General features: G+C 35.7%; 14 protein-coding genes. All 14 read right to left on the minus strand.

Annotation, left to right across the window (positions count from 1 at the left end):
- Position 1: 1 nt before the first annotated feature.
- The 14 genes from rfbA to B9T62_RS25235 all read right to left on the minus strand — a co-directional run bounded on the left by rfbA (position 2) and on the right by B9T62_RS25235 (position 15,991).
- Entirely contained in the window at positions 2–880 is an 879-nt protein-coding gene (rfbA, locus tag B9T62_RS25170) for a glucose-1-phosphate thymidylyltransferase RfbA (RefSeq protein ID WP_087917789.1), read from the minus strand.
- A gap of 1,171 nt (positions 881–2,051) precedes the next feature.
- On the minus strand, positions 2,052–3,398 hold the full coding sequence (locus B9T62_RS25175) for a lipopolysaccharide biosynthesis protein (protein WP_087917790.1): 1,347 nt from the start codon (positions 3,396–3,398) through the stop codon (positions 2,052–2,054).
- A 134-nt stretch (positions 3,399–3,532) separates the two neighbouring features.
- Entirely contained in the window at positions 3,533–4,762 is a 1,230-nt protein-coding gene (locus B9T62_RS25180; RefSeq protein ID WP_087917791.1) for a glycosyltransferase family 2 protein, read from the minus strand.
- A 24-nt stretch (positions 4,763–4,786) separates the two neighbouring features.
- Positions 4,787–5,914: a non-hydrolyzing UDP-N-acetylglucosamine 2-epimerase gene (gene wecB, locus B9T62_RS25185; protein WP_087917792.1), complete on the minus strand. Its 1,128-nt coding sequence runs from the start codon at positions 5,912–5,914 to the stop codon at positions 4,787–4,789.
- A complete protein-coding gene (locus tag B9T62_RS25190; RefSeq protein WP_087917793.1) occupies positions 5,902–6,786 on the minus strand; it encodes an SDR family oxidoreductase in 885 nt (294 codons plus the stop codon). Before B9T62_RS25190 ends, wecB begins: the two co-directional genes overlap by 13 nt.
- Positions 6,787–7,809 (minus strand): polysaccharide biosynthesis protein, encoded by a 1,023-nt coding sequence (locus B9T62_RS25195; RefSeq protein ID WP_087917794.1) that lies wholly within the window; start codon positions 7,807–7,809, stop codon positions 6,787–6,789.
- Between the two features lie 51 nt (positions 7,810–7,860).
- Positions 7,861–8,940: an EpsG family protein gene (locus B9T62_RS25200; protein WP_087917795.1), complete on the minus strand. Its 1,080-nt coding sequence runs from the start codon at positions 8,938–8,940 to the stop codon at positions 7,861–7,863.
- A 1-nt stretch (position 8,941) separates the two neighbouring features.
- The gene (locus B9T62_RS25205; protein ID WP_169834435.1) at positions 8,942–10,180 is read right to left on the minus strand and encodes a glycosyltransferase; all 1,239 of its coding nucleotides are present in this window, start codon (positions 10,178–10,180) and stop codon (positions 8,942–8,944) included.
- Positions 10,161–11,486 (minus strand): glycosyltransferase family protein, encoded by a 1,326-nt coding sequence (locus tag B9T62_RS25210; RefSeq protein ID WP_087917797.1) that lies wholly within the window; start codon positions 11,484–11,486, stop codon positions 10,161–10,163. Before B9T62_RS25210 ends, B9T62_RS25205 begins: the two co-directional genes overlap by 20 nt.
- A gap of 384 nt (positions 11,487–11,870) precedes the next feature.
- The gene (locus tag B9T62_RS25215) at positions 11,871–12,635 is read right to left on the minus strand and encodes a glycosyltransferase family 2 protein (protein ID WP_087917798.1); all 765 of its coding nucleotides are present in this window, start codon (positions 12,633–12,635) and stop codon (positions 11,871–11,873) included.
- The gene (locus B9T62_RS25220) at positions 12,632–13,516 is read right to left on the minus strand and encodes an NAD-dependent epimerase/dehydratase family protein (protein ID WP_087917799.1); all 885 of its coding nucleotides are present in this window, start codon (positions 13,514–13,516) and stop codon (positions 12,632–12,634) included. The genes B9T62_RS25215 and B9T62_RS25220 overlap by 4 nt, the downstream gene beginning before the upstream one ends.
- A 1-nt stretch (position 13,517) precedes the next feature.
- Positions 13,518–14,147: a sugar transferase gene (locus B9T62_RS25225; protein ID WP_087917800.1), complete on the minus strand. Its 630-nt coding sequence runs from the start codon at positions 14,145–14,147 to the stop codon at positions 13,518–13,520.
- Between the two features lie 100 nt (positions 14,148–14,247).
- The gene (locus tag B9T62_RS25230) at positions 14,248–15,285 is read right to left on the minus strand and encodes a copper amine oxidase N-terminal domain-containing protein (protein ID WP_087917801.1); all 1,038 of its coding nucleotides are present in this window, start codon (positions 15,283–15,285) and stop codon (positions 14,248–14,250) included.
- Position 15,286: 1 nt separating this feature from the next.
- The gene (locus tag B9T62_RS25235; protein WP_087917802.1) at positions 15,287–15,991 is read right to left on the minus strand and encodes a hypothetical protein; all 705 of its coding nucleotides are present in this window, start codon (positions 15,989–15,991) and stop codon (positions 15,287–15,289) included.
- Position 15,992: the final 1 nt, after the last annotated feature.

Below are 15,992 nucleotides of genomic sequence, written 5' to 3' on the forward strand. Positions count from 1 at the left end.
CTTAGTATTGGATTTTGCCGGTGGCTACCTTCATCAGATACTGGCCATACCCATTCTTACTCATCTTATTCCCGCAGTCCCATAATTGCTCTTTCGTAATCCACCCATTAATGTAGGCAATCTCCTCAGGAGCCGCAATCTTGATGCCTTGATGATCCTCAATGGTTCTGACGAAATTGGAGGCATCTGCCAAGCTCTCGTGTGTCCCGGTATCCAGCCAGGTGAATCCACGTCCGAGCAGTTCAACATTAAGTTGACCCATATTCAGATAGGCTTCATTGACCGAAGTGATCTCCAATTCTCCCCGTTCCGAAGGTTGTACACTCTTGGCAATCTCAACGACATGATTGTCATAGAAATACAAGCCGGTAATCGCATAATTGGATTTCGGCTGAGTCGGCTTCTCTTCCACACTTAACACCTTGCCATCCGCATCGAACTCCACCACGCCGAACCGCTCCGGATCTTGCACATGATAACCAAATACGGTAGCCCCTTCGCCCTTAGTAGACGCCCGCTGCAGCAGCTTGCGAATCCCATTGCCATAATAGATATTATCGCCAAGAATCATCGCTACCGAATCATCCCCAATGAACTCTTCACCCAGAATAAAAGCCTGCGCCAACCCATCCGGACTAGGCTGCACTTTGTATTGCAAAGAAATCCCAAACTGCGACCCATCTCCAAGCAAGCTCTCGAATCTCGGAGTATCTTCAGGAGTAGAAATGATCAGAATCTCATTAATACCAGCCAGCATTAAGGTAGACAACGGATAATAGATCATCGGTTTGTCGTAAATCGGTAATAGCTGCTTACTGGTTACCATCGTTAATGGATATAGGCGCGTGCCGGAGCCGCCTGCTAGGATTATGCCTTTCATTAAAAAACCTCCTTCTATTGGATATATTATCTATTAGATTAAACCTTCAAAATTAAAGCTTCTCAAATCGAGTTTATAAGTAGAAAAGACTTGAGAAGAGATGAATATCTACAGAACAGAAATCGAACAGCTCACGAGGCCATAAAATCGCACGAGAAGCACCCGGATATATAAAAACGTTAGGCTGGACGGCTACATTTGATAAGGCGATTAGTTTCTTACTGAGATTACAGGGATCCGGGTCGAACCCTTCCCGCTATCAGCGGGTACTCTAACAACCACAGCAAGCATCGGTTGCAGTGACTGGATTTATTCCGCGTCCTTCCCGCCCCAATGAAGCTAAGAGATAAGCAAGAAGGACAACGCCGGCACGTTGACGCAGAGAAGCACCCCAGAGATGTCGTCTTTGAGGCCAAGTATACCTGAACGCTGAGGCATATTCAGGGTCTAGAGTCTTCGGAAATTCAGCAAAAAATATACTACCAAAGGAGTGTCCAAAGTACCTACTCGACTCAAGTTTGGTTATACCAAGGTGACTTGCACCCTGGCCGAGCTAACATGGATGAACAGGAACAGTTCCGTAAATTCACGCTGCCCGAGCTCCAAGATCGGTTGGAGCAAAGCAAAATTGATCATCTACTCTGGGCAATTTAGAAATCCGAGCGTATTTGTCTGTGCAAAATAACAGGTTTCCCAAGAGACAAAAGCGAAAGATCGCCACCTATAGCTAGCATCAAGGAGCGAAGCTGTTTGCGTCACTTCATAATGAATCAGGACGAATTATCCACCGCGAAGAATAATTGCTGATCGCGTTTTGCGACCGATATTCTACGTACTCTGGCGAGTTTGTCGTCGTGCTGGACAACGCCCGTATACATAATGTCGAGGGAATTCAGCCTTTCTTAAGCAGCACTCGAGGCTTCGATTGATCTACCTTTACAGTCCCGAACTAAGCCCACGAAAAGCTTATGGAGCTGGTTCAGTGATGATTTGGTGAATATTATCTTCTTTCAGAAGTTCTATGTCATTCGCACTCATGCTTCATCGTTTAAGATACGTTTAAATCATACCCCACTTAAAGTGATTACTAGTTGAATTATATAATTTCTTAGTTCAATCACTATAGCTATCAATATTAAAGTATAATAATATAGCATTCAGGTATGAAACATTAATGTTTCATGATGGAGAAATGTCTTTTTAGCGCAATAAACTGGAAGAAACAATAAGGTAACAAAATTACAATATCAGATAAAACAACAATTATCCAATCATTAAACAATGACATACCTATAACAATAAAAAAGAGTTTAAAAACAACACCAACTGAATAAAAAAATAATTGTAATTTAATTTCACCTATCCCACAAGCAAAAGTGGAAAGAACACTCTGATAGATGAACACACTACCAAATAAGGCAAAAATCAAAGATTTATTAATTTCCACTGTTATTGAATTATCCCCTAACCAAACATTTATTACCAATTGCAAAAATGGAATCATGATAAACTGAAGAAAAATTAATATAATAACGAATTTATGTAATAATTTAAAGTATTTATTAATCCACGCAACATCTCTTTCCTCGCATGCTCGAGTTATGGCGGACCATAGTGGAGTAAGAGCTAGCATAAAAAGCATACCGGGAAGTGAAAATAATCTGTAATATATTTGATAATCAACAACGCTTTCTGGGACATTAAACTTCGTAATAAGTAGAGAATTAGTCCCAGTAATTAACATGTACATAATTTGATTTAAAAAGAACATTCCTCCTAACTGTAAAATCCCGTTAGCGATACGTTTATTTAGATACTTGTAACTGGGAAATGCACCTTTTAAGCTTGTTGAGAAAATAATTATTGTGGTAACTATTAATGGTAAATTAACACAAAGAAGAAATACTACTGACAACATTTTGATATTAGTTTCTATATCAACTGACTTGAAGAACAAAATAAATACAAATTGCGACGCACTCGTTATTAAAGTAATTAAATTATTAATTGCAGATTTTTGAAGTGCATAGAGAATTGAAGAAATTAACCCAAAAAAAAGTTGAAGCATTATAGTATAAAAGACACATTTTAAAACAAATAGCATTGTTGAAGCCGAGATCAAGGTTTCCGATATGTTAAATATTGAATTCCAATTAATAAATTTAAAAAAAATGGATCCCACCAAGGTGATTGTCACAACTACAGCGCCGATAATAAAGTAAGCGGATGAGATATAACGCCTAATTTCTAATTTATCATTTCTTACTAAGGCCGCTACCAAATTGTTTCGCAAACCATTGCCTATACCAAAATCAAAAGATAGTATCCAAGTTAAGACAGATAAAACTGTATACCAGACACCTAGAACATTTTGGTTATCAAAGTATTTAATATATGCGGGTAGACTAAAAAACGAAATTAAAAGTGCTGCTCCTTTTATTAAAAAGGAAGCAATGATATTATTCACCATAACTTTATCTTTTTCATTAGACAGAGTTTTCAAAAAATCAATTTTCATTTTAGATACTCCAATCACCTATTGAAGAGCTTTAACAAGATATTCCCCTTAAGTTTCATCCTAATCAAGTAAAATATTATTTCCTCTTTTAATTCCTTTTTGAAACAAACTTCCCGCTAAAATTAATCTAAATTTCAATTTTTCATTTCATTATATTTAAGTTCCATTTCAGTGATAATACTTTCAACATTCAACCCTCCTATAGTTAAATAATTAGAAAATGCTTTTTCTGCTTGTATTATATCTCTAATATCATATAGCTTGATAAAATCCCCTCTTTTTCTTGTCAATCTATTTAACACCCGATTAATAAAGTCCCGAGTTGGAGCTTTAAGATATGCCAATATCAAATTTTTCTTTTGTTGATAGCTATATAATTGACGGCTATTATTAGTATAGTGACGCTTAATAATATCAGAAAATTCATTATATTTTATTAAACAATAAATTGTAAGATATTCTAATTTGAATTCATCAAATAAATCTTTTTTTTTCATATCTCTTACTGCAGCAAGCGACGAATCCGCCCAAATAGTTTCAACACTATAAAAACGTGGTACTTCATCAGCCCAATTATACTCGAGATGACCTCTAAAATGAGGTGCATCTTTTAATTCTCCAGTATGTTTTCCTGTAGCTGAATCAGCCGATCCACTTTTTTTACAAATTCCTGATATGGTTAATGGATATTTAATACTGATAACTTCGGGAATAACTATTGATAAAGCAACTGCACTATAAATATCCGGAGATAACCCTCCAAAATAGACTCCAGTCTCGCTTTTCACTTCTTCCATACAACTTTTTTTCACCAAACCATGATATAATTTCACTAAATCAAGTGCTAGGTATTTTTGACATCCATTATTCAGCAATTTAACCAATTCTGATTTCGTCTTTGAAATTTTCACATTCCCACTAATACTTGATATTGACATATATCCACTATTTTCATTTCCCCCTCTAAATGAAATTCCATTATCTGGCCAAAAATATATGGCCTGTACTTCCGGCTTTATTGCCTTTACATCGTTTTTACTAGCCCAACGTGCTACTTTCACTATTTCTGGATTGATACCATCATCATCACCTATAATACATATATACTCACCATCTGCAAGAGAGACACCTAGGCTGAAATTGTCAACAAAAGAAAGTACCTCGGAGGTATAATTGTATTTAAGCCTTGAATCAAATAAAAATGGTTTTAAAAATTCTTCCAGTTCATTTGTATCGCTATTATCTTGAAGTACCAATTGAATATCCGTGTCTGAAATAGATAGTATTTGCTCTACAGTTTTGAGAGCATATTCAGTACGATTTTTAGTCGGTATGATTATAGAGATGATATATTTATCTTGCATAATAATCTTAAGCCTCCAACTGAATTATGATTTTCTCAGAACCATTTTATTAACTATTTCAGTATAGCTTTGGATAATCTTCACTACTTTCATACTAACATTTCTATCTGAATAAAAAGCAACATCAGCTCCCAAATCTCCATCAGCATTCATCTTTACTGCCATATCAACAGATTGTAGTACTTCTTCCGTTGAAATACCTCCAATAATTATATTCCCCTTATCTAATGCCTCAGGACGTTCTGTGCTTGTTCTTATCGATACTGCAGGGAATTTAAAAAAAGAAGCCTCTTCTGCAATCGTTCCACTATCAGATACTACACAGAATGCATTAAGCTGAAGGTTATTGTAATCAGAAAAACAAAAGGGCTGCAAACTTCGAACATTTGGATGAAACTCCATTTTACGTTGTTCAATGAACTTCTTACTTCTTGGGTGAGTGCTGTAAATAACGGGCATATTATATATTTCAGCCATTTCATTAATTGCATTCATAAGGTCTATGAAATTATTCTCATTATCAATATTCTCTTCTCGATGAGCAGATAACAAGATGTATTTACCTCTCTCGAGTTCATGTGTCTGTAATACTTTGCTCCTTTTAATTTTGTCAATATTAGATTCTAATACCTCAGCCATAGGTGACCCAACAACATATGTTCTCTCTTTTGGTACTCCTTCATAGTTTAAATAACTTCTAGCATGTTCTGTATAACAGAGATTCACATCACTGGTGTGATCCACAATTCTCCTGTTTATTTCTTCTGGTAAATTTTCATCAAAGCATCTATTACCAGCCTCCATATGAAAAATTGGAATCTTTAATCTTTTAGCTGAAATCACACTTAGACATGAATTGGTATCTCCAAGAACTAGTAATGCGTCTACATTTTGATCAACCATTAACTCATAAGATTTCGAAAGTACATTCCCCATAGTTTGACCTAGGTTCTCACCTACAACTCCAAGGTAAAAATCAGGTGTTCTTAGTCCGAGCTCCTCAAAGAACACCTCGTTTAATGTATAGTCGTAGTTCTGACCAGTATGAACCAAAATATGTTCGAAATACTTATCACACTTTTTTATTATTTCTGATAATTTTATTATTTCTGGGCGTGTGCCCACAATTGTCATTAGTTTTAATTTACGCACTTTAGACCTTCTCTCTTTTCATGAAAATAATGTGGATAAAGCTCTTTATGATCATCAATCCAAACTCTCATTTCAATAATCATATTTTCGTAGTCAGGTACTACGAATGAAAAATCCGTTCTATTATTAATAAGAGATTTATCAATCACTAGAACATCATTCGGAATAATTAATTCTATATCTTCATTCATGTACTTCTTGAATAAGTCAAGTAAATCAAATTTACTGATACTTATATTATTCACTAAGTTATACAAACCAGTTAAATTTTCTTCTACAGCTTTCTCTATAGCTTTCGCTAAAGTTAGTGTCGAAACACCTGTCCACATGGCCTTAGTAAATCCATTGATTTCTCCTTTTTGCTTCATAAACCAGTTGAACAGACCTATACCTTTTTCATTTATATCTGGACCAATGATGGAGTTTCTAAAAGTTAAATCTTTTCCATTATTTATTTCTCCCAAAGCCTTAGATCTATCGTAGAAAGTTTCACCATCTCTAAAAGAAGTTTCAGAATATCCGCCAATTTTCCCTGAAAAAACACAGTCTGTACTCATATGAATGACTTTTGTTCTCATATCTTTTGTAATATAACTTAAGTAATTCGGTAGGTAGCTATTTAATAAAACAGCCAAAGGTTTATTATTATCTGCATCTTCATTTAAAATTCCAATTGCATTAATGACTACATCATAATCCCCGTTTGCTACGATACTTTCCAAAAAACAGAAATCAGTTGCATCACCTGTTATATTATTGCAGTATTCAAACTTTTTTCTGCTAAATGAAGTCACATCATGTCCAGCATCTTTAAGATAGATCGAAATTGTATGTCCTGCCATACCAGTTGCCCCAAGCACCAGGATTTTCATCTATTTCTCACTCCAATTTTTCAATTCTTCCTGTATGTAATCTAACTTAAGCAATTTTTCCTTTATTTCTTCCAAGCCAAGCCTTTCGGTATTGTGAGAATTATAATCTTCGATCTGCTGAAGTTGTTCGTTGCCCTCTACAAAGTACTTATCATAATTAAGATCACGTTTATCAGCTGGCACTCTATAAAACCCCCCTAAATCTTGAGCCACTACATGTTCTTCTTTTGTAAGAAGAGTTTCATATAGCTTTTCTCCATGGCGAGTACCAATAATTTTAATTTCGTTATCAACCTTGAATAATTCTTTTATCGACTGAGCTAAGTCACCTATAGTTGAAGCCGGGGCTTTTTGAACCATGATATCTCCAGCTTCTGCATTTTGGAATGCAAATACTACAAGTTCTACCGCTTCCTCAAGACTCATTAAAAATCTTGTCATATTAGGATCAGTAATAGTTAACGGTTGTCCGTTTTTAATTTGTTCAATGAAAAGTGGAATAACTGAGCCTCTAGAAGCCATCACATTTCCGTATCGAGTTCCACAAATTAAAGTTTTTTCTGGATTCACAGTATTTGATTTAGCTACAAATACCTTCTCCATCATGGCTTTAGAGATTCCCATAGCGTTGATGGGATAAGCTGCTTTGTCTGTGGAAAGACAAATGACCTTTTTGACACCCATTTCAATAGCACCCGTCAGCACATTATCTGTCCCCAAAACATTGGTTTTCACAGATTCTAAAGGAAAAAATTCACAGGAAGGCACTTGTTTAAGAGCTGCTGCATGAAAAATATAATCCACATCATGCATTGCATTTTTGACACTAGCCAAATCACGTACATCCCCAATGTAGAATTTGATCTTATCGTTCTTATATAATCTACGCATATCATCTTGCTTTTTCTCATCTCTAGAAAAGATACGAATTTCAGCGATATCCGTATTAAGAAAACGATCAAGCACGGCATTACCAAAACTACCAGTCCCACCAGTAATTAGAAGTTTAATATTTTTAAACATTGTTTCCTCCTGAAAATTAATTTTTTCTTTTTGAATAAATACATAAATAATTTAATAATTCCATTCCCAAAAAAAGTGATAATTATCTGTGCCAGCACCAGGACCAATAAGAATATATTGTCCAAATACTAATAGTATAACAAATGCGTTTAATATATTACGCATTTTCTTGTCACCTATACTATTGATAGTCAATGGAAGTAATAAAATAATAGGAAATATAAAATAGTATCCAATTCTAAATAAATTTTCATAATCAATAGACAGCATCGTGATCGTTATACCTAATAGTGTTAAATTGTACATTAAGTAAATGTTATCATTATTACTAATAACTTGTTTCCGGAAAATAAATGCAATGACATAAATACTTACATATATGAGTATTAGAGTAGAACCCGAATTGTTAGAATTCCCCAACAAATAGCCGCCATAATCCTCATATTGCTTGAAGAAAGGGATTTTCAAAACCAGTTGCATAACTCCATTGTTTGTTAAAACATTCAACAAATATACAAAAGGTACAGAAATTGTTATAATTTCTAATTTTTTAATGCTTGCTAATGGATAAGCTAACAAGAATATCAATGCACTTTTGTGAAATAGCGCAGCCAGAATTATTAATAATATGAAGTTGACTGGCTTCTTTTCTTTGATGTAATTATACGAAAGCATTATTATTCCCCATGCCAATGCTTGGCGAAGACCCGATAATGTAAATGAATAGTATCTTAATCCAACAAATAATGTACAGCTTAAAATGATATTAACAGAATTTTTATAAATGAATATGGTAATACATATTGTAATTAGAGCAGAAATTACAACCAACATAAATTGAGGATCTGAATTAATATACGTTAGAAGTTTTAAGAAAAAGTAAAAAAATGGGTCTCTCGAGATTATAGTATTCGACATAAAAATCTCTTCAAAAGAAATATACTTTAATTGTAAATAGCTTAATGAATAGCTTTCTATATCAGTTCCAACACTAACAGAACGTAGAGCTGCATAAATAAATAAAAGCGTTCCTGTCCATATAGCTAAGATTTTCTCTTTAGCTTTGCTTTGGACAGTATTATTAATAACAAATCCGCCTAGAAGAATGAATCCAATTAATAAGATGTGCACATTATGACTCCTTGATTATATTTTGATATAATTGTGTGTATATCTTTATATATTCTAAGTTCATTTTCTCTTTTGAATACGTTTGTTTAGCTAATGATGAAATGGCAGTGGATGTCAAATGAGATTTCACATGTATCCAGTCTCTGATAGTTTTATCGAGAGAATTGATATCCCCATAGTCAACAAAAGCACTGTAACTTTTCAATGAAATTGTTTCAGGCGCACCTGCCTTAAAACCAACAATAGGTGTTCCACATGAGAGTGATTCTGCACAAACCATTGAATAGGTTTCTCGTTTACTTGTCAAAACAGTTAAATCAGCCAAAGAATAGTATCTAGCCAATTCTATTTGATTATTAACACGTCCAACATTTATAATGTTTTCGGGAAGGGTTAGGTTTAAGTTATAACTTCCAACTATTATTATTTTTATATTTTCTCTTTTTAATTTTTCAGCTAGTTTAACAATATACCTTCCACCCTTAATATCATCTTCATCTAAACTGAATCCAGCTGTTACATGAAGTAATACTCTTTCATCTGATAATCCATATTTCGCTTTCAAATTTCGAAAATCATGTGGATAAAAGGTTTTTTCAGTATCAATTCCATTCCCTATGACTTTAAAATCAAGATCTTTCATAATTGGAGACTTCTCTGCTCTTTGTTTTAACCATTCAGATACCGCTACAACTTTCAATTTATTAAATCCTTCGAATGCACTCTCCATCATTCTCCACGCTCTACTAGTACGATCAAAAAAGTACGATTTTGTAGCATTCCATAGCTGCGGACATTCCCCACATCCAACCATCCATTTGTTACATTCGTAGGCATGGCCACAACTACCCGTATGCATGAACTCAGCATGTAAACTTAAAACAGTGTTAATATTATTAATTTTTAAAAATTCAATCAACTTATATATATTCACAAAATAACCATTTATACAATGTAGATGTACGATATCTGGATTTTCTCTTTTTATAATATTTAATATCCTATGCGTTGCAATTGCTGAGCCGTTGTACTGCAGACCTGTAATACGGGATCTCAACGCATTGAGTTTAGCCATACCCTCACTAGATGTTTTATAAATATGAGGCTCATGGGTTTTAGGGCCTCGCCCGTAGCAAACAATCGATTCTATCTCAATTTCTTGTAAACCTTTATGGATATCATTGACGATCTTACCTGTGCTACCTCTATTATAGACGCAATTAACTTGTAATATTTTCATTTTCATGCCCCTTTTTTTCTCTTATACTCTCAGTTATAATTTTATAGAACAACTCTGAATTTTCCATAAAATTATGACGGTTTACAGCTAAACGAAGGGCATTACTGATATATTCATCTCTTAATTCCTTACAATTAATAATCTCCATTAATTTCGCTTCTAAATTTTGCTTGTCAGTAACAACACATGCAGCTTTATTCTCAATTAAATATTCCATTGAAGATACATCTTTAGGACCATAAGCGAATATACATACACCACTTCCTAAAGACTCGGCAATTTTTGTTGACATCGAGTATTGAGTTCTTTCTATGTTAATATTGTCCATTGATTCTACATGAATAACAATAGTACTCGACTTTATGATATCGTTGACTTTATTAGCTGGAATAGATCCGTGGAATAAAATTCCATTTTCTTCATTTAATTCTTTTAGGATACTATTTCTGTTCTCTCCAGAATAAACATTCAATGATATTCCCATCCTCTTCAAACACTCACTTATTTCTCTCAAGGATTTCCATCTACCTCCTCCCAGGTTACCTATATAAGATATCTTTATCTCATTTGTCTTATTGTGAGAAATCTCTTCTGCTCTAATTTCTGTTGAAGTCATAATTGCATAACCGGCTTTATGAAAGACACTATTATATTCTCTCAACATTTTATCACTTGCGGCAATAAAAGAGCTTAAGTATGAAAATAAATTCATAAATTCATTTCTGAATTTATTTTTATTATACATGTTCAGCATCCAACCCTTATGAATATTATTAAAATAATAATCATCACCGAAAAAAACCACAAGTGGAATATTTTTCATTTCACAAATTGAAATGGCTATTTTCATAGAAAACATATAATCTCCTGCAGCATAAAATACTACTTCAGGGTTGAAAACATCTATCCAATCTATAAACTCTTGTGTTTTCCATTTTCCCGAATCCCAAATTAAATTCCGAAAAGAATACATATACGACTTTTTCTTTTTTCCCATCTTGTATATATCAGACTTAATTCCGGTAGCAAGATTATTAGAGGATGTATCCAGTTTAATTTCATTTTCACCTAATACTCCACCAGGCTTTTTAAATTTTATAATTGAATCAATCATTTCAAAATCAGTAACTCTGAAATAATTCTCACATATATCTGAATCAGGAAATTCCATGTGGAAATACATTTGCGCAATATTTTCTTTTTCCCATCCATAAAAAAAAGCTGCCATAGTCTTCCCCATATTAGAGGTTGTACTAAATGCATTATGGCTAACCACTAAAACTTTTGGGTATATCTTATTCTCCACTAACAAGCTCCTTTCCACATCCTAAATTCAACTTCATTTCAAAAAAGTCTCCCTCATTAAATAAAGAAAGACACTTAAAACTAGCTAACACACAGTGGCGTTATAGAATAAACAAAATTAGAACTTCAGCAGTTTCTTTCGAACGTCAATTAAAGTCCCCCGACAGATAGATGTTATGTTATGCGAAAAACTGAGTTATCTGTCTTTCAAAATTTGAAGTACGGCTCGAACATCAATACTGGGCGAATATCAGCTAAATCTGGCAGCTTTGACCCTGTCACAAGAAAAATACAAATAGGCATTAAGAGCAATATAATAAACTGACCAATTATATTTCGAAATCAAAATAAATATATGCGTTCTCTCTTTAAAAAGAATTAATGATCATAATATTCTTTTTTTCAAAGCATTGAACATATATCCTGACTGAAAGTAGACGCTTTTCATGACAGATAATCCCTGCCTCTTTCTTAAGCAATTGTAATATCTAGTTGCATTCTGAAGTTTATTACTAGACACTGAATTTTCAACAACTCTATACTCAGCTAAATTAATATCCAAGCCATAAGCAAAATGACCTTGTTTTAGATACTTCATCCAGGTTAAAACATCTTCTAAATAGCCAGTTTCAAATTCTATTTCACCTAAAATTTCTTTATCCATAATCACAGTTAAACATCCAATAATTGTATTCCCCAGATATTCTCTATATCCGATTTTCTCAGGCACATGAAATATTTTCACTTTATCGCTCTTCTTTTCACTTATTATTTCGTAAGCAGTAAATGTAAAACTATAATTATTAATTAACATGAAATTTATCTGTTTTTCTAGTTTTTCACTTTTCCAAGCATCATCCGAATCCAAAAAAGCAATAAATCTTCCGCTTGAATTTTTAATCCCATAATTCCTAGCAGCTGCGGCTCCCATATTTGTTTCTAGATTTAGTAGTTTGATTTTACTATCAGTTTTACAGTATTCTATAATTTTTTTTTCTGTAAGATCAGTAGATTTATCATTAATTATTATTAATTCCCAGTTTTCATATGTTTGTTTTCTAACACTTTCTATACACTCTTCTATATATTTCTCGCAATTATATGCTGGTGTAATAATCGAAACAAGGTTATTATCTACTATTCTATTCATTTATTATCTCCATTATCTTCATTTTCCGTTATCAGAATTGATTCACTCAAACCTTTGATTTGATATTTTGTTTTATATTCGCTAATATTCATTTTGTAAACCAAATTTCCAAATATCTTATTTATTAGCTTTATTCTCTTGCTCAAGATTAGTAGTATAATATTAAACCCTCTTATCAATCTAATATTTCGTCCATTACACTTTGCTATCAGAGAAACAAGATGACTAGTATTTACATATTCGCCATTTTGCGGAAAGTAAATTCCGCCATCCCTATTAATAATCAATAATCTCAACAACTCACAAAGATTGTCAATGTATAACATACTTCGTTGATTTTCAACTCTGGGGAAAAAAGGCAATTTCCGTGCTAACTTAGCTAGTTTAATATAGTTTCCTTTAGAACCCTTGCCATATATCATTGGTGGTCTGATGATAACTATCTTAAAGTTGCCATCTTCTAAGGACATTATTCCTTTCTCTGCCTGAAGTTTACTGTGCCCATAGAAGTTACTAGGTTTAGGAATCGTTTCTCTATCTATAACTTTTAGTTCACGACTGCTATCCCCATATACGATAATACTACTCATAAAAATAAACTGCTTTACACCCTCTTTTTTTGCTTTCTTTGCAACTTCAATAGTCAAATCACGATTCACCTTATAATACTGTTCTTCCATCTTAGGATCAGTAGAAACATGCGCTATTCCGGCAACATGCAGCACTACATCATATTGGGAGAAGTCATGGTTATTCCATTCCTCGCCTCTGACTGAGATTTCTACCGTTTCATAATCATCAGGCCACTGTTCAAGCCATTTGATAAAACTCGTGCCCACGTAACTTCCTTTGCCGGTAATTAGTATCTTACGCTTCTCCATGTTATAAGCTTACTCCTTCAGTTCCTGTTGATGTTCCCTGATCAGAAGCTCCTTCTCTTACACCGTCCGACTTAATCACACTCAGGATAGTCATCAGGAATACACGGAAGTCCATCCGGAATGAAATCTTATCTGTATAGTCTCCGTCCAGCTTCGCCTTCACATCAACCGGTAACTCATCCCGCCCATTAATCTGCGCCCACCCCGTTAGTCCAGGCTTGATATCATTTGCTCTATACTTGTCGCGCTCTGCAATCAGATCATATTGATTCCAGAGTGCCGGGCGCGGTCCTACAATGCTCATCTCGCCTTTGAGAATATTGATGATTTGCGGTAGCTCATCCAGACTTGTTTTGCGGAGAAATTTGCCTACCTTGGTAATGAAGAAATCAGGGTCCTGCAGCAAATGAGTAGGCATATCACTGGGGGTATCGGTTCGCATCGTTCTGAATTTCAGAATATAGAATTCAGCTTTGTTCTTGCCTAGCCGTTTCTGTCTGAACAATACCGGTCCCTTGGAAGTTAACTTGATAATCAGCGAAATAATCAAGAAAAAAGGCCATAACAGGAGCATTCCAATTAAAGCCAAGGTCCAATCCAGCATCTGCTTCACTACAATATAGGGTCTCATCGATAGGTTCACCTGATCCTTTGGGTACTTGTAATAGTTATGTATAGCTTCTCGTTGAATGTACGATTCCCGTCATTCAAGAGAAGCCTGTTCTTATCTGTTAATCTACTAATCCGGCAGCCGAATTCAAACCATTCTGCAGTTCATTCTCAAATGCACTTCTGTATTCACTGATAATAGCCGTGCTATGTCCATTGTTGTTCAGTTTTTGTTCAGCGTCAGAGATTATACTATTGAAGCTGGCTGTAAATGAAGCGAGCTGCTGCTTGCCTTTGGCCTTGATGCTGGCTTTCGCAGCATCGTCTTCCGCTGCAACATATTGCAGCGCTGTATCGAACAGGGTGGCGGCACTCTGGGACCGCAGCGCCGTCAGCTTGGCTTCCGTTTCGCTGGTAATGGTCTCATAGGACAGCTTGTCTGTACCACCGCTTCCTCCGCCTGCGGCAGCTCCACCTGTTGCAGGTGACGGGGCTGGAGTGGCTGAAGGTGCTTGTGTAGCTACTGGTTTAGCGGTAGCATCCGGCTTAACTTCAGGGGTACTGGAAGGCAACGCCTGATAAGCTTCAGAATTCGCTGTAATCGTTTTATTTTGCTGATTCCAACTAATCGAATGGCCTACAGCTTCCGATAAGTAACGTAGGGGCACATATACCGTTCCATTTAAGATATAGCTGGAATATCCTAGCGGCAAAGTCTTAGTTACCCCATTAAATACATATTTGGCCGGGATCTCATTAAGCTTAACCTTGTTGGTAACAGCTGCAATATTATTATCCGCTGCATTCGTCAGGTATTCCTTGATCTGCACCAGTTCTGCAGCACTTGGTTCACTAACAGTTACCTTCAGGTTCTTGGCATCCCAGGCTACACTCTTCTGCAAGGCGTAGGACATAAATCTCAGCGGTACATAAGTTGTATTCTTGTGCATGAATACGTATTGACCAGTCGGTGGCTGTAAGCTAACCCCATCAAACAGCATGTTGACCTTCATGCTCTGTACTTCAACTGCCTTGGCTGGTGTTACAACGACTTTGGCTACAGCTGCCGAAGCAGATAGCGGTGCAGATGCCGTTAACGGTGCGGCACCAATTAAGGCTACGGCCAGCAATGCTGCCGCCGGAATCTGAGCTTTGAACATGTTATTCACTTCCTTTGTTAGATTCTTGTTGTTCTTCTACCAAAACTTGATCTTTCGTCTTCCCTTGACTCACGCCGTATTTCTTGGCAATCTGTGACAGCTCATTATATTGTTCATCGGATAATTTACCCAGCAGAATACTGCGGGCTTCCCGTTTCTCATCAATGGATAAACCACCGCTGGCCAGATCCTGAAGCCGCTTGATATCGGAGACACTTAATTGACCAAGTACAATGGATGCTACATCAGCTTTCTCTTTCACGCTTACGTTCTCTTTAATATCCTTGGCTTTGTCTGTGGAAACCTCTGCGCTATATCCATCTTGCGCGGCTGTCGGTTTAGCTGTGGCCGACGGACTTCCTGGTTTAGCAGTCGCTGCTGTTGTAGGTTCAACACCCGTTTCAGCTTCTCCGTCATTCTGGCTATTTGCTACTGCTTTGTCTTCATCTTTAGGGGGAGCCGATGCTGAGGCAGCAGGGTCAGCGGAAGCCGCTGGCTCACTGGTTGTTTCTGTCCCAGGCGCTTCGGTTGGGGCAGTTCCAGTTTCGTCAATGACAACGTCTGGTTCATCCGTCTCCAGATCGAAACCTTCGGCCATCGAATTCATCAGGCGATCTACGGCATAGTTGGCGGCGAACAGTCCGCCGATACCCAGCACTACAACAATGGATATGATCCAGATTAATATTTTCTTCCATCTCTTCACG

The organism is Paenibacillus donghaensis (assembly GCF_002192415.1).
GTDB classification, from domain to species: domain Bacteria; phylum Bacillota; class Bacilli; order Paenibacillales; family Paenibacillaceae; genus Paenibacillus_AQ; species Paenibacillus_AQ donghaensis.